The 23,932-nt window shown below is 69.7% G+C and carries 19 protein-coding genes; all 19 read right to left on the reverse strand.

Translation table 11 applies throughout. The features are described from left to right. Window positions 1–120 precede the first annotated feature (120 nt). The 19 genes from VBO01S_RS13690 to VBO01S_RS13780 are packed head-to-tail and all read right to left on the reverse strand — an operon-like array spanning window position 121 to window position 23,811. Window positions 121–852 carry an ABC transporter ATP-binding protein gene (locus VBO01S_RS13690; RefSeq protein ID WP_062474979.1) on the reverse strand — a complete coding sequence of 244 codons (732 nt, stop codon included), beginning with the start codon at window positions 850–852 and terminating at the stop codon, window positions 121–123. Next, on the reverse strand, window positions 849–2,636 hold the full coding sequence (locus VBO01S_RS13695; RefSeq protein WP_062474982.1) for a branched-chain amino acid ABC transporter ATP-binding protein/permease: 1,788 nt from the start codon (window positions 2,634–2,636) through the stop codon (window positions 849–851). The genes VBO01S_RS13690 and VBO01S_RS13695 overlap by 4 nt, the downstream gene beginning before the upstream one ends. Continuing rightward, window positions 2,633–3,688, reverse strand: coding sequence for a branched-chain amino acid ABC transporter permease (locus VBO01S_RS13700; RefSeq protein WP_062474985.1), 1,056 nt, complete (start codon window positions 3,686–3,688; stop codon window positions 2,633–2,635). Before VBO01S_RS13700 ends, VBO01S_RS13695 begins: the two co-directional genes overlap by 4 nt. A gap of 55 nt (window positions 3,689–3,743) precedes the next feature. Next, the gene (locus VBO01S_RS13705) at window positions 3,744–4,907 is read right to left on the reverse strand and encodes an ABC transporter substrate-binding protein (RefSeq protein WP_062474987.1); all 1,164 of its coding nucleotides are present in this window, start codon (window positions 4,905–4,907) and stop codon (window positions 3,744–3,746) included. Between the two features lie 39 nt (window positions 4,908–4,946). Further along, a complete protein-coding gene (locus tag VBO01S_RS13710; protein WP_062474990.1) occupies window positions 4,947–5,411 on the reverse strand; it encodes an aromatic-ring-hydroxylating dioxygenase subunit beta in 465 nt (154 codons plus the stop codon). After that, a complete protein-coding gene (locus VBO01S_RS13715) occupies window positions 5,408–6,727 on the reverse strand; it encodes an aromatic ring-hydroxylating dioxygenase subunit alpha (protein ID WP_062474993.1) in 1,320 nt (439 codons plus the stop codon). The genes VBO01S_RS13710 and VBO01S_RS13715 overlap by 4 nt, the downstream gene beginning before the upstream one ends. Before the next feature lie 26 nt (window positions 6,728–6,753). Beyond that, a complete protein-coding gene (locus tag VBO01S_RS13720) occupies window positions 6,754–7,896 on the reverse strand; it encodes an ABC transporter substrate-binding protein (protein ID WP_062474995.1) in 1,143 nt (380 codons plus the stop codon). 43 nt (window positions 7,897–7,939) lie between these two features. Next, window positions 7,940–10,414, reverse strand: coding sequence for a penicillin acylase family protein (locus VBO01S_RS13725; RefSeq protein WP_255221118.1), 2,475 nt, complete (start codon window positions 10,412–10,414; stop codon window positions 7,940–7,942). Between the two features lie 19 nt (window positions 10,415–10,433). Next, the gene (locus VBO01S_RS13730) at window positions 10,434–11,600 is read right to left on the reverse strand and encodes an ABC transporter substrate-binding protein (RefSeq protein WP_062474998.1); all 1,167 of its coding nucleotides are present in this window, start codon (window positions 11,598–11,600) and stop codon (window positions 10,434–10,436) included. A gap of 56 nt (window positions 11,601–11,656) precedes the next feature. After that, window positions 11,657–12,391 (reverse strand): SDR family NAD(P)-dependent oxidoreductase, encoded by a 735-nt coding sequence (locus VBO01S_RS13735; protein WP_062475008.1) that lies wholly within the window; start codon window positions 12,389–12,391, stop codon window positions 11,657–11,659. Then, window positions 12,388–13,203 (reverse strand): cyclase family protein, encoded by an 816-nt coding sequence (locus tag VBO01S_RS13740; RefSeq protein ID WP_062475012.1) that lies wholly within the window; start codon window positions 13,201–13,203, stop codon window positions 12,388–12,390. The genes VBO01S_RS13735 and VBO01S_RS13740 overlap by 4 nt, the downstream gene beginning before the upstream one ends. Before the next feature lie 16 nt (window positions 13,204–13,219). Beyond that, window positions 13,220–14,473, reverse strand: a complete 1,254-nt coding sequence (locus VBO01S_RS13745; RefSeq protein ID WP_062475015.1) for an SDR family NAD(P)-dependent oxidoreductase — start codon at window positions 14,471–14,473, stop codon at window positions 13,220–13,222. Beyond that, window positions 14,470–15,642 carry a thiolase family protein gene (locus tag VBO01S_RS13750; protein ID WP_062475018.1) on the reverse strand — a complete coding sequence of 391 codons (1,173 nt, stop codon included), beginning with the start codon at window positions 15,640–15,642 and terminating at the stop codon, window positions 14,470–14,472. Before VBO01S_RS13750 ends, VBO01S_RS13745 begins: the two co-directional genes overlap by 4 nt. Then, window positions 15,639–17,264, reverse strand: a complete 1,626-nt coding sequence (locus VBO01S_RS13755) for an AMP-binding protein (RefSeq protein WP_062475020.1) — start codon at window positions 17,262–17,264, stop codon at window positions 15,639–15,641. Before VBO01S_RS13755 ends, VBO01S_RS13750 begins: the two co-directional genes overlap by 4 nt. 10 nt (window positions 17,265–17,274) lie before the next feature. Beyond that, window positions 17,275–17,763, reverse strand: coding sequence for an aromatic-ring-hydroxylating dioxygenase subunit beta (locus VBO01S_RS13760; protein WP_062475022.1), 489 nt, complete (start codon window positions 17,761–17,763; stop codon window positions 17,275–17,277). Next, the gene (locus VBO01S_RS13765) at window positions 17,763–19,076 is read right to left on the reverse strand and encodes an aromatic ring-hydroxylating dioxygenase subunit alpha (protein WP_062475025.1); all 1,314 of its coding nucleotides are present in this window, start codon (window positions 19,074–19,076) and stop codon (window positions 17,763–17,765) included. Before VBO01S_RS13765 ends, VBO01S_RS13760 begins: the two co-directional genes overlap by 1 nt. Before the next feature lie 32 nt (window positions 19,077–19,108). Beyond that, window positions 19,109–20,095, reverse strand: coding sequence for a PDR/VanB family oxidoreductase (locus VBO01S_RS13770; protein WP_062475028.1), 987 nt, complete (start codon window positions 20,093–20,095; stop codon window positions 19,109–19,111). Between the two features lie 13 nt (window positions 20,096–20,108). Continuing rightward, the gene (locus VBO01S_RS13775) at window positions 20,109–21,614 is read right to left on the reverse strand and encodes an indolepyruvate oxidoreductase subunit beta family protein (RefSeq protein ID WP_062475031.1); all 1,506 of its coding nucleotides are present in this window, start codon (window positions 21,612–21,614) and stop codon (window positions 20,109–20,111) included. Between the two features lie 4 nt (window positions 21,615–21,618). Continuing rightward, a complete protein-coding gene (locus VBO01S_RS13780) occupies window positions 21,619–23,811 on the reverse strand; it encodes a thiamine pyrophosphate-dependent enzyme (protein WP_062475033.1) in 2,193 nt (730 codons plus the stop codon). Window positions 23,812–23,932 lie beyond the last annotated feature (121 nt).

A 23,932-nucleotide genomic window follows, 5' to 3' on the forward strand; every position in this document is an offset into this window, starting at 1 on the left:
GCATCGGCGTGCGTCCATTGCCGGCCCGCGATGCGCAGCAGCGGGCGGCTGCCGAACAGCGCCGCCTGCCGCTGCAGCATGGCGGGCAGCGTGCGCTGCGCCGGCGGCACCGCGCGCGGGTCACTCGTCATCGTGCGTGCCTCCGCCGAGGTAGGTGGCCTGCACGCGCGGGTCGCTGGCCAGTTCGGCCGAGGCGCCCGAGAGCGCGATCTCGCCGGTCTCCAGCACATAGCCTTCGTCCGAGCTTTCGAGCGCGGCGCGCGCGTTCTGCTCCACCAACAGGATCGACACGCCGTCGTCGCGCAGCTTGCGCACGATGGTGAGGATGTCGCGCACGATCAGCGGCGCCAGGCCCAGGCTGGGCTCGTCGAGCATCAAGAGGCGCGGCGCCGACATGAGCGCGCGGCCCACGGCCAACATCTGCCGCTCGCCGCCCGAGAGCGTGTCGGCGCGTTGCGCGCGGCGTTCCGCCAGGCGCGGGAAGCGGTCATACACCGATTGCAGCTGCCGCTTCATCGCGTCGCCGCGCAGCCGCTTGGCGTAGGCGCCCAGTTGCAGGTTGTCGAGCACGGTGAGTTCGCCGAACAGCTCGCGCCGCTCGGGCACGAGGCACAGCCCGCGCTCCACGCGCGACTCCACATCGAGCCCCTGCAGGTCTTCGCCTTCGAAGCGCAGCGTGCCCTTGCACGGCAGCAGGCCCATGGCCGCGGCCAGCAGCGTGGTCTTGCCCGCGCCGTTGGGGCCGATCACCGAGATGATCTGGCCCCGCTGCACGTCGAGCGACACGCCGCGCACGGCTTCCACTTGCCCATAAGACACGTGCAGATCGCCAATCTCCAGCATCGCGGTCATACGACGCTCCCGAGGTACGCGGCCTGCACACGCTCGTCAGCGCGCACCGCCGACGGCACGCCCTCCACGAGCTTGGAGCCGAAGTTCATCACCACCAAACGGTCCACCAGTTTCATCACGAAGTCCATGTCGTGTTCGACGATCAGGATGGTCACGCCCTCCTCGCGCAGCTTGCGCAGCAGGTCGCCCAAGGCCATCTTTTCCTTGCGGCGCAGGCCGGCCGCGGGCTCGTCGAGCACCAGCAGCACGGGGTCGGCGGCCAGCGCGCGCGCGATCTCCAGGATGCGCTGCGTGCCCAGCGGCAGGCTGCCCGCGAGCTCGTGCGCGCGGTCGCCCAGGCCGATGCGGTCGAGCTGGCGCTGCGCCTCCTGCAGGATCTGGCTTTCTTCCGTGCGGTCCAGCCGCAGGCCCGCCTTCAGGATGCCCGAGCGCGTGCGCGAGTGCGCGCCCAGCGCCACGTTGTCCAGCAGGCTCATGTGCGGGCGCAGCTTCACGTGCTGGAAGGTGCGCGCCAGCCCGAGCCGCGCCACCGCGCGCTGCGGCATGCCGGCGATGTCGTGTTCGAGAAAGCGCACCTGGCCCGCGCTCATCGGCAGCGTGCAGGTCAGCAGGTTGAACATGGTCGACTTGCCCGCGCCGTTGGGCCCGATGAGGCCGATGATCTCGCCCGCCTTGACGTCGAAGCTCACGTCGTTCACCGCCACCAGCCCGCCGAAGCGCTTCACGGCGCCGTTGACCGACAGCACCTGCGTGCCGCGCGCCGGCAGCTGCCGGTGCGGCAGCGGCTCGACCGGCGCACCGGTGTAGCGCGAGGCGCCCTGCGGCGCGGCACGCCGGCGCGTCCAGCGCCGCAGCAGGCCCATCACGCCGCCGCGCGCAAAGTGCAGCAGCAGGATGAACAGCGCCGCGAAAGCCACGGCCTCCAGCTGGCCGGCGCGCTGCGTGAGCATCGGCAGCACGTCCTGCAGGCCGTTCTTCAGCACCAGTACCAGCGCCGCGCCCACCAGCGCGCCCGCCAGCTGCCCGAGCCCGCCGGCCACGGCCATCAGCAGGTACTCGATGCTCGCGCGCACGTCGAAGGGCGACGGGCTCACGAAGCGGTTCATGTGCGCATAGAGCCAGCCCGCCAGCCCCGCGAACAGCGCCGCCGTGACGAACAGCGACAGCCGCACGCGGTACGCATCCGCCCCCACGCTGGCCAGCAGCGTCGCGCCGCCGCGCAGCCCGCGGATGGCGCGGCCGGGGCGCGACTGCAGCAGGTTGTGGCTGAACAGGCAGGCCAGCCCGACCACCACCCAGATCAGGTAGTACATCGCGCGCGGATCGGCCAGCGACCAGCCGCCGATCTGCAGCGGCGGGATGTTCGACAGGCCCGTGTGGCGCCCGAGCGCATCGACGTTGCCGAACAGCATCGCGATCGACAGCCCCCAAGCGATGGTGCTCAGCGGCAGAAAGTGCCCGCCCAGGCGCAAGGTGAGCATGCCGATGGCCAGCGCCGACAGGCCCGTGAGCAGCAGCGCGAACAGGAGCCCCAGCCACGGCGACAGGCCCTGCGCGGTGGTGAGCCACGCCGTGGCGTAGGCCGCGATGCCCACGAAGGCCGCCTGGCCGAACGAGGTGGCGCCGCCCACGCCGGTGAGCAGCACGAGGCCCAGCGCCACCAGCGCGCCGATGCCGATGTCGTTGAGCAGCGAGACCGTGAAGCTGCCCGCCACGGCCGGCACAAGGGCCAGCACGACGATCACGCCCGCGATCCACGCCATGCGTTTCGTGTTGCCGTTCATTGGTCCACCTCGTCTTCTTCCTCTTCCGAATGGGCCGCCATGAAGGAGCGCAGCATGAGCACCGGGATCAGCAGGCTGAACACGATCACGTCTTTCAGCGCGCCGCTCCAGAACGACGCGAAGCTCTCGACCACGCCGACCGCCAGCGCGCCGATGGCCGTCATCGGGTAGCTCACGAGCCCGCCGATGATCGCGGCCACGAAGGCCTTCAGGCCGATGATGAAACCCGAGTCGTAGTACATGGTGGTCACCGGCGCGATCAGCACGCCGATGAGCCCCGCCAGCAGCGAGGCGCAGCCGTAGGCCAGCAGCGCCGTGCGCACCGGCCGGATGCCGACCAGCCGCGCGCCCACGCGGTTCACGGCCGTGGCGCGCAGCGCCTTGCCGGCCACCGTGCGCTCGAACACCAGGAAGAACAGCCCGCTCAGCACCACGGCCGCCCCCACCATCAGCACCACCTGGCCGCTGACCGTGAAGCCGTCGCCCAGCGTGAACACCGCGCTCGTGAGCGGCGTGGTGCGCGAGCCTTCAGGCCCGAAGAACAGCAGGCCCAGGCCCGACAGCAGGAAGTGCAGCGCCAGCGACACGATCAGCAGCACCAGCACCGAGGCATCGGCGATCGGCTGGAACACCACGCGCGCCAGGAGCGGCGCGATGGGCACCACCAGCAGCACGGCCACCGCGATGTGCACGGCCACCGGCACGCCGGGCCGCGCCGCCAGCCAGGCGAGCACGCACGGAATGGCGGGCAGCACGCCCCACATCAGCACCGCCTTCGGAATGCGCGCGGTCTCGCCGCGCCGCAGCAGGCTGCCGATTTCGGTGGCCAGCGCCAGCGCGGCCAGCACCGCCACCATGCCGATGGTCGGCGGCACGCGGCCGGTCTCGAAGGCCGCCAGCGACAGCGCGGCAAAGGCCGCGATGTCGCCGAACGGCACGAACACCACCCGCGTGACCGAGAAGATCAGCACCAGCCCGAGTCCGGCCAGCAGATAGACGGCACCGTTGGCCAGGCCGTCGGTGACGAGGATCAATGCCACGTCCCAGTTCATAGAAAAACCTCTGTCGGAGTCATCGTTGTCGTTGTCGTGAAGAAAAACGGGAGATTCAAGGGGCGAGCTTCCATTGGCCGTTGTCGAGCTTGACGATCACGCGCGCGCGCTCGTCCACGCCGTACAGGCTGCCGGGCTTGAAGGTGTAGACGCCGTGCGTGCCGACCACTTCCTTGGTGCTGAAGATGGCGTCGCGCAGCGCCACGCGGAACTCCGGCGTGCCCGGCTCGGCCTTCTTCATGGCGCGCGAGGCGGCGTCGGCGAACACCAGCCAGCCGTCGAACGAGTAGGCCGAGAAGGCGTCGCTGGTGGGTGCGTTGTTGACCTTCTGGAACACGGCGCGGAAGTCGGTCGCGATCTTCTTGGTCGGGTAGTCGGCCGGCAGCTGCTCGGCGACGATCACCGGGCCCGTGGGCATCAGCGCGTTCTGGCCGGCCGCGCCGACCACGCGCACGAAGTCGGGGTTGATCAGGCCGTGCTGGCCGTACACGCCCCCCTTGAAGCCGCGCTCCTGCAGCGCCAGGAACGGCAGCGCGCCCGGCGTGCCGGCGCCGCCGGTCATCACCGCGTCGGGGCGCAGCGCCACGATCTTCAGCACCTGGCCGGTCACCGAGGCGTCGGCGCGCGCGTAGCGCTCGTTGCTCACCACCTTGATGCCGGCGGCGGGCGCGGCCTTGTTCAGGGCCTCGTACACCAGGTCGCCCCAGGCGTCGGAAAAGCCGATGTAGCCCACGGTCTTGACGTTGTTGCGCTTCATGCGCTCGACCACGGCGTCGATCATGAGTTGCGTGGGCTGCGCCACCGTCATGACCCACGGGTTCTCGTTGGGGTCGAGCAGGATGGGCGTGAGGCCGATCATGGGCGTCTTGGCCTCCTTGCCCACCTGCGCCATCGCGATGGCCGACGGCACGCCCGAGGTGCCCATGAGCACGTCGACCTTCTCGTCCTCGATGAGCTTGCGCGCGTTGCGCCCGGCCGTGGTCGGGTCGGAGCCGTCGTCGAGCACCACGAGCTGGATCTTGCGGCCGTTGACCTCGCCCTTGTAGGCCAGCGCGGCCTGCATGCCCTTGGCGTACGGCACGCCCAGCGAGGAGTTGGGCCCCGACAGCGACACGCTGAGTCCGACCTTGAGGTCGGCCGCCAGTGCGCTCGCCACACCACAGGCGGTCAGCGCCGCGGCGAGGGCACCGCGCGTCAAGGTCTGCATCAGGTTCTTCATGTCGTAGCTCCAGTGAGGAAGGATGGAAGGAACGGAAACTCAGATGAACAACTGGATGGCCGGCAAGGCGCGCGCGGCGTTGAGCAGGTCGATGCGCTTCTCGCGGATGGACCAGCCCGTGGGGGTGCGGACGAGGTGATGGCGGGCGGTGCCGCTCAGCAGGATCTGGTCGTCGCCGCGCGCCTCGATGTAGAGGAAGGGCGTGCGCAGGTGAACTTCGTCCGCGGCTTCTTCCTCGATGCGCGAGGGCTGCAGCACATGCTGGCTGTGGCTGGCCGGGTGCTGCGAATGCGCGCGCGGGTTCTTCAGGCGCTCCACGCGCAGCTGCAGCAGCAGCCGGTCTTCGTAGGCCAGCGAGTTGTGCGAGAACGGATCGGCCTGCGCCGCGCCGAGCAGCGGCACCCAGTAGTGGCCGTCGTCGGCGAACAGGGCCAGCCAGTCGTCGAAGCGGCGCGCGTCGAGCAGGGCCGCCTCGTGGGCGATGAAGTCGCGCGGGTCGTTCATGCCGCCACCTCCGGCGTCATGCCCCGGGCCCAGGCGCGGAACTGGTTGCGCATGAGCAGCTCGTTGGTGCCGTTGGTGGTCACCGTGGCCTGCTGCGTCTCGGCCGGGTCGTGGTTGCGGTGCAGGCTGATCCACTCGTTGCCGCCGGCGCGCAGGCCCTTCTGGATGCTCTCGAACAGGTGCACGTCGTCGTGCGCCACCACCGACATGGGCGAGAACACGAGCCGGTTGTAGCTCATGGCGCGCTCGAACAGGAGCGCGGGCGCACCGGCCGCGCGGAAGCTCCAGGCCTCGATGAGCGTGCGGTCGGCCGCCAGCGGGCGGATCACGCGGATGGCCTGCGGCGAACCCTTGACCGACAGGCTGGGGTACAGCACCGAGTTCTGCGGCGAGCGCTGCAGGATGTCGGCGGCGCGCGCTACGCCGTGCGCTGCCTGCATCGCGGCCTCGTACTCGGGCAGCTGCGCGTAGTTGGAATGGATGCTGAAGTTCACGCCCAGCACGCTGTGGCCGTTGGCGAACACGCGCCCGCCCATCTGGTCGAAGAACTCGTAGCCCGAGCCGAAGGGCAATATCTGCTCCATCGCCATCGGCTTGGGGTCGGTGGGCGCATGCCCTTCCCACAGCGACTCGGCCGCCTTCGTGGCCGACTCGTGCGTCGACATCGGGTGCACCGTGTCGTTGATGTTCTCCAGGTACATCTTCCAGTTGCAATGGACGATGTTGCGCAGCACGCCGCCGCCCACGGTGAGCCTGCCCTCGGGCGAGCGGTCGACCATGTTGTCGAGGGCGCCCAGCACCTCGCCGAAGTAGTCCTCGAACGACGGGCCCGTGTCCGACAACCGCACGAACACGAAGTCGCGGTACACCTTCACGTGCCTGACCACCGACAGCCCCTGCCCCGACTCGCAGGCCTTGAGCTGCGTGCCCTCGTAGCCGTTCTTCAGCGGCAGGCCCAGCGGCGCGCCGTCGAGCTTGTAGGTCCACGCGTGGTACGGGCAGCGAAAGAAGCGGCCGGTGTTGCCGCTCTCGTCGGTCACCAGCTGCGTGCCCTTGTGGGCGCAGCGGTTGTACATGACGTGCACCGCGCCGTCGGGCTGGCGCACCATGAGCAGCGGGCGGCCCGCGATCTCCTGCGTGACGAAGTCGCCCGCCGCCGGCACCTGGCTGGCATGGCCCAGGAAGACCCAGGTGCGGGCGAACAGGCGCTCCTGCTCCAGCGCGAACAGTTCGTCGCTGAGGTACAGGTCGCGGTGCACCCGGTCGTCGCGGACCAGCGCCGCGACGAGATCGGGGCGGTTGCGGTAGGCGGTCATGGCGGTGGGCTTCGGTTGAACCGAGGTCAGGGGACCAGCTTCCACTGGCCCTTGTTCATCTGCACGATCACGACGCCGCGCTGGTCGGAGCCGTAGCGGTCGTCGGGCTTGAAGGTGTAGATGCCGTGCGTGCCCACCAGCTCCTTCGTGCCCACGATGGCATCGCGCAGCGCCGTGCGGTACTGCGGCGTGCCGGGCTCGCCCTTGGTGCGCGAGGCCGCGTCGGCCAGCAGCAGGTAGGCGTCGTAGGTGTACGACGAGAAGGCGTCGGTGGGCACCGCGCCGTTCGCCTTCTGGTACGCAGCGCGAAAGCCCATCGCGACCTTCTTGATGGGGTTGCTCTCGGGCAGCTGGTCGGCCACCAGCACGGGGCCGCTGGGCACCTGCAGGCCGTCGATGGCCGTGCCGCCCACGCGCACGAAGTCGGCGTTGATGAGGCCGTGCGTGCCGTAGATCTTGCCCTTGTAGCCGCGCTCGGCCAGCGCCAGGTAGGGCAGCGCGCCCGGCGTGCCGGAGTTGCCCGCGAACACCGCGTCGGGCCGTGCCGCGACGATCTTCAGGATCTGCCCGGCCACCGAGGAATCGCTGCGCGCATAGCGCTCGTTGGCCACCACCTTGATGCCGGCGGTGGCGGCGCTCTTCACGAGCGAGTCGTAGGCCAGGTCGCCCAGCGCGTCGGAGAAGCCGATGAAGGCGACCGTCTTCACGCCCGACTTCTGCATGCGCTCGACCACGCCCGCCACCATGAGCGGGAACGGCTGCGACACGGTGACGGTCCACGCGCCGTCCGCGCCCGGAATGGTCACCGGCGTGGGCGAGATGAGCGGCGTGTTGAGCTCGCGCGCCACCGAGGCGATGGCCATCGCACCCGGCACGCCCGAGGTGCCGATGAGCACGTCGACCTTGTCTTCCGTCACCAGCTTGCGCGCGTTGCGCCCGGCGGTGGTCGGGTCGGAGGCGTCGTCGAGCACGATGAGCTGCACCTTGCGCCCGCCGATCTCGGGCCGCTCGGCGATGGCCGCGCGGATGCCCTTCTCGTAGGGCACGCCCAGCGCCGCGACCGGCCCCGAGAGCGAGCTGATGAAGCCGATCTTGAGGTCTGCCGCCGCCGCACCGACGGCGGTGAAGGCGGCCAGCAGCGCGAGGCCAAGGCGGGAGATTTTCTTCATGGGAGCTTCCTCTTCGGGGGTTGGAATGGGGACGAGGGACGGGTCAGTAGCGCAGGGTGCGGCGCGATTCGAGGTCGGCATCGACCTGCGCGGGCGTGAGCCGCTCCGGCTTGCATTCGAAGCGCTCGAACAGCGCCAGCTGGTCGGCGTAGTGGCGGTCGCGCACGCCGGCCGGGCTCACGAAGCCGCTCTGCCCCGGCGCGGCGACCGAGCACATGTCGAGCGCGCCCGGGCGCATCACGACGCGGTAGTTGAGCGTGCCGCGGTTCATGTAGGGACTGACCTCGGGCTCGTCGCCCGCGCCGGCCCACGGCACGCCGATGGCGTTGATGCGCGAGAAGCGATGCCGCACCACGGGCGTGGTCCACGCGGCCATGTCGGGCCCGAGGCGGGTGCGCAGCTCGCCCACCGCATCGGTCAGCGCGGCGCGCACCATCGCGCGCGGGTCCTGCCCGTTGAAGAAGTCGTGGCGCTGCGGCACGCCCGAGGCCGGGCCGCTCAGCGCGTTCCACAGCAGCTTGGCCACGGCCGCGGGCTGGGCGCTGCCCGGCGAGCCGCGCGGCGTGAGCGTGGGGTAGCCGAGGTTGGCGTAGGTGGCGAACACGGCCGGCGGCAGGTCGTCGGCCAGCAGGCGCCGCGACATCGCGCCCAGCCAGGCGCGCAGCACGGTGGTGGCGCGGTTGTCGTACACCTCGCCGCCCGGGGCGACGCGGTTCTTCAGGTCCCAGTTGGCGAGCAGGTCGGCCGCGCGGCGCGCGGGGTCGCCGGCCGGCAGGCCCTTGGCCGCGTCGACGATGACAGGCACGAAGTAGCGCGCGTTCAGGTCGGCCAATGCCGCGCCCTGGCTCACGCGCCAGACCTCGTCGGCGCCCAGCTTGGCCGTGCCCTGCAGCTGTGCGTGAATCTCGGCCACGCGGTCGACGTGCGAGAAGTTCGCGCCGTCCGCGCGCAGGCCTTCGGCGATCTGGTTGTTCCAGCTCGCGAGGTAGCCCTGCGCGGGGTTGTAGGCGCGCGGGTTGGCGCTGAACGGCAGGCTGCCCTGCCACTCCATGCTGCCGTCGCCGCGCGCGGGAAAGCGGATGTCCTGCGTGGCCGGGCGGCGCGGCATGCGACCCAGGCCCACGGCGCCGATGTTGCCCGCCACGTCGGCGTAGAACCAGGTGATGGACGCCGCCACGCGCTCGCCCTGCGCGAGAAAGCCCGACCAGTCGCGCGCCCGTGCGGCACGCGCCCAGCCCAGCATGGTCTCGACCTCGCGGCCCTGCCAGGTGCTGCGCGCGGTGTAGGCGCGGGCGTTGTCCACGTCCCAGCTCTGCACGAAGCCGTGCACCGTGGCGTAGATGTCCACGCTCTGCGGCGCGGCGCCCTTCACGCGGATGACGTCGGTGCGCCGGGTCATCGGGCGGTAGGCGCCGTCGTACCTGTATTCGTGGCGGTTGGCCGGGTTCAGTTCTTCCTGGTAGATGTCGTTGGTGTCGAGCGAGCCCACCGTCGATCCCCAGGCGATGGTGCCGTTGGTGCCGAACAGCACGGGCAGCAGGCCGATGGGCGTGAGGCCCGTGAGGTCATAGCCCGCGCCGTGCAGGCCGATGCCGTGCACGAACGACGGGTTGTTGAAGCCCTGCTGCGGGCCGTTGTACAGGACGGCCACGCCTTCCTTGGTGCGCGAGGGGCCGAGCACCCAGGCGTTGCTGGCGGTCGGCATGCCTTCGGTGGCGGCCAGGCCCATGCGGGCGACCTGCGTGGCGCGGAAGTCGGCGGCGGCCTGCGCGGAAACCGGCGCGAGCGCGGCGCCGCCGGGCTCGGCGCTCGCCAGCCGGTTCGCGTTGCCGCGTGGCACGATGGTCGGCGCGGTCGGGTCTTCGAGCCAGCGCAGCTGCTCGTACAGCTGCAGGCCGGCCACGTCGCCGCGCGCGGCCTTGAGCTGGTTGAGCAGCGAGAGGTTCGCGACCTCCGCCGTGCCCGCGAAGAAGCGGTTGAGGATCAGGCCGATCCAGACCATGGCCACGTCGTCCGCGGTCCAGGGCGCGGGCTCGAAGCCGTTGTCGATGAACTCGCGCGGCATCAACTTCGCGCGGTCGGCCAGCACGTCGCGGATGCGCGCGTTGACGCCCGCGGCGTAGCCTTCGAACATGGCGCGGTCGTCCGCGTTCAATGCATCGATCTGGCGGCGGATCGACACCGGATCGATGTTGGAGCGCGTGGCCTTGTCGGTCGCGACGAACTCGGCCCCCAGCACCTCGGCCACGCTGCCGTTGCCCGAGCGCCGCGCCATCTCCAGCTGGTAGAGCCGGTCTTCGGCGACGGCATAGCCGAAGCCATGGAACAGGCCGCGCGTGTCGCTGGCGTAGACGTGCGGCACGCCGTAGCGGTCGCGCTTGATGGTGACTTCACTGCTGCCGCCCGGGGCGGTCGCGGCGCAGCCGGCCAGCAACGCGGCGGCGAACAGCACGGTGCCGGTCGCGCGCCGGCGACGCAGGGAACGAAGCAGCGGGTGCATGGGGTGGGCGGCGTTCATCGGATCGACGCGAGGGCGTTCAGGGCACCAGCTTCCACTGGCCCTTCTCGAGCTTCACGACGACGCGCGAGCGGTCGTCCGAGCCGTAGCGCTCGGTCGGCTTGAAGTTGTAGACGCTGTGCGTTCCCACCAGCTCCTTGGTGCTCACGATGGCGTCGCGCAGCGCCAGGCGGAACTGCGGCGTGCCGGGCTCGGCTTTGGTGGCCAGCGCGCGCTGGGCGGCGTCCAGGTACACCAGCCAGGCGTCGAAGGTGTAGGCCGAGAAGGCGTCGGTCGGCGGTGCGCCGTTGGCTTTCTGGTAGGCCGCGCGGAAGTCCATCGACACCTTGCGGATCGGGTTGTCGTTGGGCAGCTGCTCGGCCACGATCACCGGGCCCGTGGGGGCCAGCAGGCCTTCGACCGACGCACCGCCCACGCGCACGAAGTCGGGGTTGATGAGCGCGTGCATGCCGTAGATCTGGCCCTTGTAGCCGCGCTCCGAAAGCGCGAGATACGGCAGCGCGCCCGGCGTGCCCGAGGTGCCGGTGATCACCGCGTCGGGGCGCAGCGCCACGATCTTGAGCACCTGCCCGGTCACCGAAGCGTCGCCGCGCGCATAGCGCTCGTTCGACACGATCTTGATGCCGGCCGGCTCGGCGCTCTTTTGCAGTGCGCCGTACACCAGGTCGCCCCAGGCGTCGGAGAAGCCGATGTAGCCCACCGTCTTCACGCCCGACTTCTTCATGCGCTCGACCACCGCGCTCACCATGAGCGGCGCGGGCTGCGGCAGCGTGACCATCCACGCGCCCTCCTCGCCCGGCAGGTTGGCGTTGGCGATGGAGATCAGCGGCGTCTTGGTTTCGCGCGCCACGCCGGCAATGGCCAGCGCGCCGGGCGAACCGGCCGTGCCGATGATGACGTCGACCTTGTCCTCGTCGATCATCTTGCGTGCGTTGCGCGCGGCCGTGGTGGGGTCGGACGCGTCATCGAGCTGCACCAGCTGGATCTTGCGGCCGCCCAGGTCGGCCTTGTAGGCGAGCGCGGCCTTCATGCCCTTTTCGTACGGAATGCCCAGCGACGACACCGGCCCCGACAGCGAGGTGATGAAGCCGACCTTCAAATCGGCGGCCCACGCGCTGGCGGCGCTCAGCGCGCCGAGGCCCGCGGCGACGGCCGCGAGGGTGCGAATTCGGTTCAGGACTTTCATGGCGATGCTCCAGAGGTGATGTTTTTGAACGGAACGAAACGGACGCTGAAATGAAACTAGAGGGCCAGGCTGCCGACGCTGGTGCCGCCGCAGACATACAAGACCTGACCGGTGACGAAGCTGTTCTCGGGCGCGGCGAAGAAACGCACGGCGCGTGCCACGTCGGCCGATTCGCCCAGGCGCTTGACGGGCACCGAGGCCGCGAGCGCGCGCTCCTTCTCGCTGCCGGCCTCGACCACGTCGTAGAACATGTCGGTGCGGATCGGGCCCGGCGCCACCACGTTCACCGTGATGCCGTCGGCCGCGAGCTCCAGCGCCCAGGTGCGCGCCATGCCCAGCATGCCGGCCTTGGTGGCCGAATAGCTGGTGCGCGTGGCCAGGCCCAGCGCGGCGCGCGACGACAGCAGCACCACGCGGCCGAAGCGCTGCGCACGCATCGCGGGCAGCGCGCCCTGCACGAGCTGGATGGCGCAGCCCAGGTGCAGCTCGACCAGCGCATCGAGGTCGTCGAGCTTCACGTCGGGCAGCAGCGCGGCGCGGATGACGCCGGCGTTGTGGACGATCGTGGTCGGTGCGAAGCGTTCGACCAGTTCGCGCACGGCCTGGCCGGTGGCGGCGCGATCGGCCAAGTCGACCTCGAGGCTGTGCATCTTGGGGTGGTCGATCTCGGCCTTGCGGCGCGCGAGCGAGATCACTTCGTAGCCCTGCGCGAGCAGGTCTTCGCAGATGGCCTTTCCGATGCCGGCGCTGCCGCCGGTGACGGCCGCGACCTTGGGTGCGGCGGCGCTCATGCCGTGGCTCCCACCAGGGCCAGCACGCGCAGCGGGCTGCCGCTGCCCTTCTCGATCTTCAGCGGCGGGCAGATCAGCACCGCGCCCGATGCCGGCAGCAGGTCGAGGTTGCTCAGGCACTGCAGGCCGTAGCGGCCCGCGCCGTGCATGTAGTAGTGGCAGGGGTACGGCGGACGCAGGTGGTAGCCCTGCCCCGCGTCGGTGCCGATGGCTTCGGAGCCGAAGCCCAGCACGTCGCGCTGCTCGACCAGGAAGCGCACGGCCTCGGTGCTCGGGCCGGGCGTGTGCTGGCCGGTCTCGTCGAAGTTCTGGTAGGCCTCGGGGTCGGTGCGCTTGGACCAGTCGGTGCGCATGAGCACCCACGCGCCCTTCGGGATGCGGCCATGTGCCGCCTCATAGGCCTCGATATCTTCGAGCGTCAGCAGGTAGTCGGGGTCGTCCTTCACCTGCGGCGAGCAGTCGATCACGCAGGCCGGCGCCACGAAGTGCTGCACGGGAATGGTGTCGACCGAGTTGTTCGGCAGGTCGCGGCCCGAGATCCAGTGGATCGGCGCGTCGAAGTGCGTGCCGGTGTGCTCGCCGCAGGAAAAATTGTTCCAGTACCAGCCCGGGCCGCGCTCGTCGTACTTGGACACCTCCTCGATGCGGAAGGGCCAGCATTGGCCCATCTCGGGCGGCAGCGCGATCTGCGGAAACTCGGGCGTGAGCGTCTGCGTGAGGTCGATCACGCGGATGCGGCCGCTGGCCATGGCGGTCACGAGGCTGCCGAGGACTTCGGCGGCGGACATCAGTTCGTTGGTGGTCGTGGTCATCGTGTGATTCCTCTGCTCAGCCGCCCGCCGCGAGTTCGCGTTCGAGCACCTTGGGGTTGTCGCGCCAGCGCTCGAGCCACTCCTGCGCCACGTCGCCGGGGTACACGTCTTCCACGCCGTCGCGCAGCGCCTTCACGATGGCGTTGGCCAGCGTGGCGGGTGCCAGCTTGGGCGGCGGCGTGTGCTGGTTCCATTCGTCGTCGATGGGGCCGGGGAACACGTTGATCACGCGGATGCCGGCGGGCCGCATCTCGGCGCGCAGGCACTGCGCCAGCGAATGCGCCGCGGCCTTCGAGGCACTGAAGGTGCCGTGCGGCGGGAAGTTGCTCAGCGCGTAGATCGACAGCAGGTTGACCCACGCCGTCGCGCCCGTGGCGCCGTCGGCCGAGCGGCCCTTGAGCGCGGGGCCGAACTCCTGCGCCAGGCGCAGCAGGCCGAAGTAGTTGATGTCCATCTCGGCCTTGGCCACGTCGGTGCCGCGCCGCGCACCGATGCCGAAGGTGCGGTGCACCTCGGCGTTGTTGATCACGATGTCGACCTTGCCGCCGATGGAGCCGGCCAGCTCGGTCACCTGGCGGCCGTTGGTGAGGTCCAGCGGCACGAGCGTGACCTGCGGCAGCGCCGAGATGTCATCGAGCCCGTCGCCCATCTTCTTCCACGGTTCGGCATGGCCGACCCAGACGATGTCGGCGCCGGCCTTCACCAGCGCACGCACGAGGGCCTGGCCCGTCTCGGTCTTGCCGTCGGTCACCAGCACCTTGCGGAACTTGGGGTCGCTGGTCATTTCGCGCAGCATCTTGTCGTCGGCCATGTGGGGACTCCCTTCAGTCGGAAAAGCAATGAGGACGGCCTGGCCGGCACGGTCGAGCCGGGCGCCGACACGCACGCGCGTGGGCGCATCGCCGACCTCGCCGTGCAGGTGGACCATGAGCGTGGGGCCGGCATCCAGGTGCACCAGGCCCAGCCGCCAGGGCAGCCGCTCGCGAAAGAACAGGTCGTTGCTGTGGTGCAGCGTGGTGCTGCCGAGCAGCGCGCCCTCGCCGCTCTGCTGGCGCCAGCGCAACGCGGCCGACAGGCACTTGTGGCAGACCTCGCGCGGCGGGTACTGCACGGTGCCGCAGTCCTCGCAGGTCTGCAGCTCGAAGCGGCCTTCGGCGGCAGCGGCCGTGAGGCCGAGCGCCACGCGGCCGCGCGCGCCGGGCGGCAGGTTCATCTGCCGGGTGCGCAGCACCGGGTTCTTGCGCGGGGGGCGCATCATCGGCATGGTCATGCGGGTCTCCCGAGGATGACGGCGCCTGTGCAGAGGCAGCGGTCATAGGTCACCATGCCGAAGCCCGCGACGAGGCCCAGCTGGGCATTGGGCACGGCGCGCGCGCCGGCCTGGTCGGTCAGTTGGCGGATCGCCTCGACCATGCCGAGGAAACCACCTGCCGCACCGGCCTGCCCGGCCGAGAGCTGGCCGCCGCTGGTGTTGTTCGGAAAGCTGCCGTCGAAGGTCATGGTGTTGGCCTGCACGAAGGCCGAGCCCTCGCCCTTCTCGCAGAAGCCCAGGTCCTCGAACTGCATCATCACGATGACGGGGTAGTCGTCGTAGGTCTGCACGAAGTCGAGCGCGGCGGGCTGCACGCCGGCCTGCGCGTAGAGGTCGTCGCGGTCCTTGCGCCAGCCACCCTGCACCATCACCGGGTCTTCGGCGTAGGCGTTGTGGCGCTCGATGGCGCCGCGGATCACGACGTGCGCCAGGCCCAGGTCGCGCGCACGCTCCTCGCTCATCACGAGGAAGGCGTCGGCGCCTGCGCAGGGCATCACGCAATCGAACAGGTGGATCGGATCGGAGATGGGCCGCGCGGCCATGTACTCGTCGAGCGTGAGGCCCTTCTTGAACATGGCGTTGGGGTTGCCCAGCGCGTTGGTGCGCTGGTCCACGCAGATGCGGCCGAAGTCTTCGCGCGTGGCGCCGTAGGTGCGCATGTAGTTGGCGGTGATGAACGCGAAGATCGAGTTCGGGCCACCCGAGCCGTAGGGGTAGCTCGCGTCGCGCGCGAAGTTGCTGAAGCTGCCCAGCGTCTGGCGGAAGGAGTCGACGTGGTTGGTGTCAGCGCCCACGCAGGCGACGATGTCGGCATCGCCCGCCTGCACCGCACGCGCCGCGCGGCGCAGGCACATCACGCCCGAGGCGCCGCCGGTGGGCATGTGGTCGAGCCAGCGCGGCGACAGGCCCAGGTGCTGCGTGACGCCCACGGCCGTGTCGGGCGCGAGCGAGAAGCTGCTCAGGCACAGGCCGTCGATCTGTTCCTTGGCCACGCCGCTGGCCTGCACCAGCGCGTCGATGGCCTGGCCGACGAACCAGTGCGCGGTGCGCGTGGAGTAGCGCACGTAGGGCACGGTGACGGGCACCGCGACCGCGACGCCTTCGTAGGAGAGCCGTCGCTTGGTCATGCCTGCCTCTTTTTCATGGAGCGCGTGTCGATGCAATGGCCCTGGCCCGGCAGCGACTGCGCCATCTCGCGCAGCTGGCCGCGCTGGATCTTTTGCGAAGGCGTGAGCGGCAGCGCGTCGACGAAGGCCACGTAGCCGGGCGCCTTGTAGTACGCCAGCTGCGCGAGCGCATGCTGGACGATGCTGGCCGCGACCGCTTCGCGCTGCGACGCATCGGTGTCGTCGCGCAGCACGATGCAGGCGAGCACTTCGTCGCCGCGCACCGCATCGGGCGTGGCGGCCACGGCCGAGGTCTTCACGGCCGGGTGCTGGTTGAGCACGCTCTCGACCTCGACGGCCGAGATGTTCTCGCCGCTGCGGCGGATCACGTTCTTCTTGCGGTCGACGAAGAAGAAGTTGCCGTTGGCGTCGCGGCGCACGAGATCGCCGGTGTGGAACCAGCCGTCGGCCCAGGCCTCGCGCGTGGCCTCTTCATCTTTCAGGTAGCCGGAGAAGAAGTAGCGGCGCGGGTCGGCGCCGGCCGAGCGCACCAGCAGTTCGCCGGGCATGTCGGTGCCCACGTCGCTGCCGTCCTCGCCCATGAGGCTGATCTCGACGAAGTCTTCCTGCCGACCGAAGCAGCTGGTGCCCACGAGGCGCGGCTCGCGGTTGGCCATGATGCAGGCGGCCGCGCCGGTCTCGGTCATGGCCCAGGCCTCGACCAGCGGGAAGCCGAAGCGCTCCTCGAAGGGCGCGTGGTTCTTGCGGTCGACGCCGGCGCCGAAGCCCCAGCGGATCGCGTGGTCGCGGTCGGCCGCCGACGCGGGGGCCGACAGCAGCATCGCGGGCATCACGCCCAGGTAGTGAACGATGGTCGCGCCGCTCTCCTTCGCGCTGGCCAGCCAGCTCTTCGGGTGGAAGCGGTCGAGCTGCACGAGGCAGCCGCCGGCAATGAGCACCACCATGGTCGAGAACGCCATCGCGTTCATGTGGTTGAGAGGCAGCGGCGTGATCACGCGTTCGGCATCGGGGCGGATGCTGCACACGCCGTCCAGCGCCGCATACCACTCGCCCGCGCGCAGGAAGTACGCGTTGCTCAGGATGCAGCCCTTGGGCCGGCCCGTGGTGCCCGAGGTGTAAAGCAGGCCGCATTCGGTGTCGGTGCCCACGGGCTCGCCGGCGCGCGGCGCGGCGGTCTTCGCGGGTGGCACGGCGTCGTCGGGGCCCATGGTCTCGAAGGCCACGCCGGCCTGCGCGGCGGCGGCCTGCAGGTCGGCGGCGCGCTCGGGCAGCGTGACGGCCAGGCCGATCTCGCTGTGGCCGATGAGGTAGACCAGCTCGGCCGAGCGCATCTCGGCATTGATCGGCACCACGCTCGCGCCCAGCGCGTTCAGCGCGAGCCAGTGGAAGATGAAGGCGGGCCGGTTCTCCAGCAGCAGGCCGACGCGGTGGCCGTGGCCGTAGCCGGCCTGTGCGTAGGCGGTGCGCAGCCGCTCGATTTCTGCGGCGGCTTCGCCCCAGCGGATGGCGCCGGCGGCGATGCCGTAGGCGGCGGCGGTCACCGATTCGGTGAAGAGGAATTCAGCCTGCGGGGTGCGCGCGGCCGTGGCGGCGAACACCTGGTGGACGGTGGCGTGGGTCATCGCGTCCCTGTCAGATGAAGAGCTGCACGGCCGGAAGCGCCGCGTCGCAGTTGAGCAGGTCGACGCGCTTGAGCGTCATGCGCAGCGCGCCGTCCTGCACCGCGAGGTGATGGAAGAAGGTGCCGACGTAGAACTGGAGCTCGTCGCCCTGCGACTCGGTGTAGTGGAATTCGGTGCGCACCACGAAGCGCTGGGCCTCGGTGTCGAAGGTCTCGACCACGGGCACCTGCAGCAGGTGGTGGCAGCGGCTTTGCGGCTGCTGCGAAAAGGCACGTGGGCTCTTCAGGCGCTCGATGCGCAACTCGCGCAGCAGCTTGTCTTCGTACAGGTGCGAGGCGTGGTTCAGGCCGTCTTCCTGCTCGGGCACGAGCGGAATCCAGTAGAACGCGTCGTCGGTGAAGAGCGCGTTCCATTCCTCGTAGCGACGGGTGTCGAGCAGGCGCGCTTCGTTGACGACGAAGTCGACGAGGTCCTGGCGGGTGATATCGGCGGCGACCATTACATCGTCTCCGTCATGCGCTGCACCCAGCTGCGGTACTGGTTGCGCATGGGCAGCTCGTTGGTGCCGCCCGTGGTGATCTCGCCGCCTTTCAACTCCGATTCGTCGTAGTCGCGGTGCAGGCTCACCCACTCGTTGCCGCTGGCGTGCAGGCCGGCCTGCATGCCGCGGTAGGCCTGCAGGTCGTCGTGGCCCACCACCGAGAACGGCGAGTTGATGAGGCGGTTGTACATGGTGGTGCGCTGCAGCAGCTCGGGCGGCGCGCCCTTGAGGCGGAAGGTCCAGCTCTCGATAAGGGTCTTGTCGGCCGAGATGGGCTTGACCACGCGGATGGCCTGGATCGCGCCCTTGATCGTGAGGTTCGGGTAGTACACGGTGTTGTGCCGCGCCATGCCCAGGATCTGCGCGGTCTTCTCTTCGCCGTAGCGCGCCTTCATGGCGTCGTCGTATTCGGGGATCGCCTTGTACTTGCTGTGGATGCTGAAGTGCACGCCCGTGAAGCTGTGGCCGTGGTCATACGTGCGGATGCCCATGTCCTCGAAGAACTTGTAGTCGGACATGAAGGGCACGAACTGCTCCACGGCCATGGGCTTGGGCTCGTCCTCGGGCTTGTCGGCCCACATGCGCTTGGCGGTGCCGGCCGACGACTCGTGCGCCACCATGGGGTGCATGGTGTCGTTGAGGTTCTCGACGAACATCTTCCAGTTGCACTGGTGCATGAAGCGCAGGCAACCGCCGGCGATTTCCAGTTCGCCCTCGGGCGAGCGGTCGGCCATGTTGTCGATGGAGCTGAGCGAATCGCCGAAGTACGCGTCGAAGTCGGGCCCCGCGTCGTTGATCTTCACGAAGATGAAGCCGCGGTGGCTGCGCACGTGCTTCACGGGGGTGAGGCCCTTGCCCGACTCGCACTCGTGCAGCTGCGTGTGCTCGTAGCCGGTCTTCAGCGGAATGGCCAGCGGCGCGCCGTCGGTCTTGAAGGTCCAGGCGTGGTACGGGCAGCGAAAGAACTTGCCGGTGTTGCCGCAGGGCCCGCTCACCAGGCGCGAGCCCTTGTGGGCGCAGCGGTTCATCATGACGCGCACGCTGCCATCGCTGTGACGCACGACGATCAGCGGGCGGCCCGCGATCTCGTTGGTGATCCAGTCGCCCGACTTCGGCAGCTGGCTCTCGTGGCCGACGTAGTTCCAGGTGTTGGCGAAGAAGTGCTCCTGCTCCAGCTCGAAAAGCTCCTGGCTGGTGTACAGGTCGCGGTGCACGCGGTCGTTCTGCACGAGCGCGCGAACGGCATCGGGGTTGTCTCGGTACGAAGGCATGGTTCTCCTGGCTCCTTCCTGGCTGGCTTTTCTCAGAGATCGAGCACCAGGCGCGCTCCCTTGGCGCGCGAGATGCAGATCTGCATGACGGTGCCCTCTGCCTTCTCGCGGGCGGTGAGCACGTAGTCGCGGTGGTCGATCTCGCCCTCGATCACGGGCACGGCGCACACGCCGCATTCGCCGCGCTTGCAATCGAACATCGGGTCGCAGCCGTGTTCGATGAGGCAGTCGAGGATGCTCTGGCCGACCGGCACGGTGAAACGCTGGCCCGACTGGGCGAGTTCCACCTCGAAGGGCTGGTCGCCTTCCTCCACGACGGGTTCGGTGAAGAGCTCGAAGTGCACGCGGTCGTGCTCCCAGCCGCGGGCCTGGGTACGCGCGAGCACGGCGTCGAGCATGACCTTGGGGCCGCACACGTAGAGGCGGTCGCCGGCGAGCACGGCGTCGAGCAGCGCGTCGATGTCCAGCGGCGCGCCGGCCTCGGCGTCGGCATGCACGCGCAGGTCGTCGCCCAGCAGCGCCTGCAGCTCGGGCAGGAAGGCCATGAGGTCGCGGCTGCGGCCGGCGTAGTGCATGCGCACGGCGGCGCCTTCGGCGCGGCGGCGCGCGGCCATCGAGGCGAGCGGCGTCACGCCGATGCCGCCGGCCACCAGCACCGTGCCGCCGGGGCCGGTGTGCAGCGGAAAGTCGTTCTTTGGCGGCTCGATGGTGAGCACGCTGCCCTCGGCCAGCCCTTCGTGCATGAAGCGCGAGCCGCCGCGGCCTTCGGCCTCCTTGCGCACGGCGATCACGTAGTCGGTCGGGGCGTTGGTGGCGTTGCGCTCGGTGGCGAAGTTGATGAGCGAGTAGTGGCGCCAGTCGGTGGTGCCGTCGGCCAGCGTCACCTGCACGCGGATGTGCGCGCCGGCGGCGAAGCCGGGCAGCGCGCGGCCGTCTTCGGCGCGCAGGCGCAGCAGGCGGATCAGCGGGTTGAGGGCGCGCGCTTCGGCGACGCGAAGCTGGAGCGTGGGGGCGGTCATGGTTCGGGTCCCTTCAGGCCAAGGCGTGCTGCACCAGCGCGGCCTGCAGCTTGTGGCCGTGTTCGTCGGCGAGCGCCGCGTCGCGCAGTTCGCGCAGGGTGGCGGGCGCCAGCGCGGCACCTGCACGCTCGAACGCGCGCATCACGGTGTCGTAGTTGCGCAGGCCGCGCTCGTGCGTGTCGCTGTAGCCCTTGACCAGGCGCTGGCACTGGGCGAGTTCGACGGCGAGCGCGGGGTTGCGTGGCGCGGTGGCGGCGATGCGTTGCAGCCACTCCTCGATGCGGCGGTTTTCGTCGGCGTAGCGCATCGTCGAGCGGCGCCAGCCCTTGCAGGCCGCGACCATGCGCAGCATCAGGTAGCCGCGCAGCGAGCTGGTGCGGATCACGCGGCCGTGCTGCGTGAAGCGCTCGACGATCTTCCTGGGCAACGTGGAATGCATGAGCCAGCGGCCGAGGCCGCCGGGCAGCGTCTCGCAGATTTCCTGCAGGCGCGGGTGCATGTACTCGTGGATGGCGAGCAGCTGGCCCGGCTGCACGCCGGCCTCGCCGTGCACGCGCTCGAAGCGGGTGGCGCGGGTCTTCAGGGCGGCGACGCGGGCCGTGTCTTCGTAGGACATCCACAGCGCCAGGTGGCGCGCGGTTTCGCGCAGCAGGCGGTGGGCGTCGTCGGGCAGCTTCGCAACCGCGGCCATGCGGTCGAGGTAGAGGCCGGCGTAGGCCAGGTCCTGATAGTCGATGAGGCGGCGCACGCCTTCGAGCAGGAAGTCGTGCGCGGGCTGCGGAAAGTCGCGCTGCACGCGTTCGACCAGTGCGCGCACGGCCGGGTGGCGCGGCTGCGGCGCGGGCGTGGCGGCCGGCGCCACCTTGGCGGGTTCGCCGTCGTCGCCGTCCTGTGCGCGGTCGAAGGCTGCACCGAAGGCCTTGAGGCTGGGCTTCACGCCCACGCCGCCGCGCTCGATGGTGGCCTCGAACTGCGCGCGGCCGAAGGGCAGCACGCCGGAACCTGCGAGCGTGCCGAACAGCACGGCGCTGATCACGCTGCCCGAGGCCTCGGCGGCCTGCGCCATGTCGAAGCGGATGAAGCGCTTGGCGGCGCGCGCGGTGTGGGCGAGCAGCTGGTCGCTGTCGACACGGCCGTCGCCCATGGCGCTCTTTTCGGCGATGGAGAAGACGCGGTGCGTGGAGGCGATGAGCGTGGTGCGGTCGCGCGTGACCAGCCCGCGCTGCACCGCGCGGCCGGCTTCCATCAGCTCGGAGGCGAGCACCACGTCGACATCGCCCGGCAGCGGCATCAGCGCGAGCACGGGGCGTCCGCCGTCGGACTGCGCCTGCGCGTCGGGGTACAGCTCGACGTAGTAGATGGTCGCACCGGTGCGCTGGGCCACGCCCGGCACCGAGGTGGTCTGGGCGACGTAGCCGTTGGCTTCGCCCATGTCGACGATCCAGTCGGCGAGCACGCCGCCGCCCTCCCCGCCCATGGCGAGGATCGCAATCTTGATGGGTTGAACCTTGTTCGTCATGGGGTCAGAAGGCATAGGCGTCACGGCGGCGCGCGTCGCCGCGCTGCATCCAGCCGATGACGGCGGTGCGCACACGCTGGCGGAAGCGGTCCCAGGCGGTCGGGTTGCTCACGACCTGGGCCTTGTAGAACGAGGGGCACAGCACGGCGGCATGCGAGACGTCGCCGCAGTTGCCGCAGCCCACGCAGCTGTCGAGCACGGTGGCGACGGGGTCGACGCGCAGCGGGTCGGGGTTGGGCTTGATCGAGAGCGACGGGCAGCCCGACAGGCGGATGCACGAGTGGTCGCCCGTGCAGGTGTCGGCATCGACGCCGAACTTGTCGCGCACCATGCGCTTGCCGTCGGCGATGGCCTTGCGCACCAGCGGTTTCTCGCGCCGCTGCTTGTTGAGCATGCACTCCGATTGCGCGATGAGGACCTTGGGGCCCTTCTTCGTGGTGGTGAGTGCGTCTTTCAGCGCGTCGCGCATGCCGGCGACGTCATAGGTGCGGCGCATGGTCTTCACCCATTCGACACCCACGCCGCGTACGGCGCGCTCGATCTCGTGGCCGGTGCTGCGCGTCTTGTTGACGGCGGTCGACGAGAGGATGTCCTGCCCGCCCGTGGCCGAGGTGTAGTTGTTGTCGACGATGATGGTGAGGTTGTCGCTCTTGTTGAAGACCGCGTTGGCCACGCCGCTCGTCAGGCCGTTGTGCCAGAAACCGCCGTCGCCCATCATCGAGATCGCGCGCTTGCCCGCCGGTGCGTTGAGTGCCGACGCGCCCGCACCGCCGAGGCCGTAGCCCATCGTCGTGTTGCCGATGTTGAAAGGCGGCAGGATCGAGAACAGGTGGCAGCCGATGTCGGCGCTCACGTGATGCGCACCGAGTTCGCGCTCGACCAGCTTCATGGCGCTGAAGATGGGGCGTTCGGGGCAGCCGGTGCAAAAGCCCGGTGGACGCGAATGGACCACGTCGCCGAGCGCCGACGACGGCAGCGCGGGTTCGGGCGCATCGTCGACGCCGATGGCCGCCACTTCCTTCAGCGGAATCACCTTGCGCACCGGTGCGGGCACGGGCAGTGGCGCAAGGCGTTCGTAGCGCTCGCAGAAGGTGCGCGTGCCCTTGAGCAGTTCGAGCGTCGTGTACTCGCCAGCCACGGGCAGCATGTCCTTGCCGTGCAGCGCGGTGGTGGAGCCGGCCTGGCGCAGGATGGTGGCGAGGTTCTGCTCGACGAAGTTGGGCTGGCCTTCTTCCACGATGAGCACCGCGCGCTTGCCTTCGCAGAAGCGGATGACTTCGCTCTCGATGACGGGATAGGCCACGTTCATCACATACAGCGGCACGCGGGTCTCGCCATAGACGTCGGCCAGGCCCAGGCGTTCGAGCGCACGCAGCAGCGTGTTGTAGCTGCCGCCCTGCACGATGATGCCGATGTCGTCGGCATCGGCCGAGAAGAACTCGTTGAGCTGGCGCTCCTCGATGAAGCGCACGGCGGCGGGCCAGCGGTCTTTCACCTTCTCTTGTTCGTGCACGAAGCTCGCGGGCGGCAGCACGATGCGGCTGACGTCGCGCTGCGGGTTCTCCAGCGCGTCCTTCAGTGTGAACTTGGCGCGCTTGTTGTCCCCGGCGATGAAGTGGCCGTGCACGTGGCAGGCGCGGATGCGCAGCTGCAGCATCACGGGCGTGTTGCTGGCTTCGGAGAGATCGAAGCCCTGCTTCACCGCATCGACGATGCTCGGCAGGTTGGGCCGCGGATCGAGCAGCCAGATCTGCGACTTCATGGCGAACGCATGGCTGCGTTCCTGCATGATCGACGAGCCTTCGCCGTAGTCCTCGCCCACGATGATGAGCGCGCCGCCGGTGACGCCGCCCGAGGCCAGGTTGGCCAACGCATCGGACGCCACGTTGGTGCCCACGGTCGCCTTGAAGGTGACGGCGCCGCGCAGCGGGTAGTTGACGGAGGCGGCCAGCGTGGCGGCAGCAGTGGCTTCGCTGGCGCTGTTCTCGAAGCGGATGCCGTGGTCGGCCAGGATGTCCTGCGCGTCGGCCAGCACGTCCATCAGGTGCGAGATGGGCGCGCCCTGGTAGCCCGCCACATACGAAACGCCCGACTCCAGCAGGGCCTTGGTGACGGCCAGAATGCCTTCGCCGCGGAACACTTCTCCACCAGTAAGTCTCAGCTTCTTGACTTCTTCGACGAACGAACGCTCAGCCATGGATGTCCTTCTTCTTTCTCGTGGGAGGATGCGGCCCCGGGGTCACATCACGGTTCCTATAATGTTTAGAAATGAATGTATCCACAATCATGAATTACCCTAGCCATGCAATCCGCATGCC

It is taken from the genome of Variovorax boronicumulans NBRC 103145, from assembly GCF_001591345.1.
Classification (GTDB): domain Bacteria; phylum Pseudomonadota; class Gammaproteobacteria; order Burkholderiales; family Burkholderiaceae_C; genus Variovorax; species Variovorax boronicumulans.

Excerpts from the sequence above, each read along its gene's own strand:
- VBO01S_RS13775 (WP_062475031.1), bottom strand. The coding sequence starts at position 21,614 with ATGACGAACAAGGTTCAACCCATCAAGATTGCGATCCTCGCCATGGGC.
- VBO01S_RS13690 (WP_062474979.1), bottom strand. The coding sequence starts at position 852 with ATGACCGCGATGCTGGAGATTGGCGATCTGCACGTGTCTTATGGGCAA.
- VBO01S_RS13715 (WP_062474993.1), bottom strand. The coding sequence starts at position 6,727 with ATGACCGCCTACCGCAACCGCCCCGATCTCGTCGCGGCGCTGGTCCGC.
- VBO01S_RS13705 (WP_062474987.1), bottom strand. The coding sequence starts at position 4,907 with ATGAAGAACCTGATGCAGACCTTGACGCGCGGTGCCCTCGCCGCGGCG.
- VBO01S_RS13780 (WP_062475033.1), bottom strand. The coding sequence starts at position 23,811 with ATGGCTGAGCGTTCGTTCGTCGAAGAAGTCAAGAAGCTGAGACTTACT.
- VBO01S_RS13740 (WP_062475012.1), bottom strand. The coding sequence starts at position 13,203 with ATGACCACGACCACCAACGAACTGATGTCCGCCGCCGAAGTCCTCGGC.
- VBO01S_RS13720 (WP_062474995.1), bottom strand. The coding sequence starts at position 7,896 with ATGAAGAAAATCTCCCGCCTTGGCCTCGCGCTGCTGGCCGCCTTCACC.
- VBO01S_RS13730 (WP_062474998.1), bottom strand. The coding sequence starts at position 11,600 with ATGAAAGTCCTGAACCGAATTCGCACCCTCGCGGCCGTCGCCGCGGGC.
- VBO01S_RS13765 (WP_062475025.1), bottom strand. The coding sequence starts at position 19,076 with ATGCCTTCGTACCGAGACAACCCCGATGCCGTTCGCGCGCTCGTGCAG.
- VBO01S_RS13755 (WP_062475020.1), bottom strand. The coding sequence starts at position 17,264 with ATGACCCACGCCACCGTCCACCAGGTGTTCGCCGCCACGGCCGCGCGC.
- VBO01S_RS13760 (WP_062475022.1), bottom strand. The coding sequence starts at position 17,763 with ATGGTCGCCGCCGATATCACCCGCCAGGACCTCGTCGACTTCGTCGTC.
- VBO01S_RS13735 (WP_062475008.1), bottom strand. The coding sequence starts at position 12,391 with ATGAGCGCCGCCGCACCCAAGGTCGCGGCCGTCACCGGCGGCAGCGCC.
- VBO01S_RS13695 (WP_062474982.1), bottom strand. The coding sequence starts at position 2,636 with ATGAACGGCAACACGAAACGCATGGCGTGGATCGCGGGCGTGATCGTC.
- VBO01S_RS13710 (WP_062474990.1), bottom strand. The coding sequence starts at position 5,411 with ATGAACGACCCGCGCGACTTCATCGCCCACGAGGCGGCCCTGCTCGAC.
- VBO01S_RS13700 (WP_062474985.1), bottom strand. The coding sequence starts at position 3,688 with ATGAACTGGGACGTGGCATTGATCCTCGTCACCGACGGCCTGGCCAAC.
- VBO01S_RS13750 (WP_062475018.1), bottom strand. The coding sequence starts at position 15,642 with ATGACCAAGCGACGGCTCTCCTACGAAGGCGTCGCGGTCGCGGTGCCC.
- VBO01S_RS13745 (WP_062475015.1), bottom strand. The coding sequence starts at position 14,473 with ATGACCATGCCGATGATGCGCCCCCCGCGCAAGAACCCGGTGCTGCGC.
- VBO01S_RS13770 (WP_062475028.1), bottom strand. The coding sequence starts at position 20,095 with ATGACCGCCCCCACGCTCCAGCTTCGCGTCGCCGAAGCGCGCGCCCTC.
- VBO01S_RS13725 (WP_255221118.1), bottom strand. The coding sequence starts at position 10,414 with ATGAACGCCGCCCACCCCATGCACCCGCTGCTTCGTTCCCTGCGTCGC.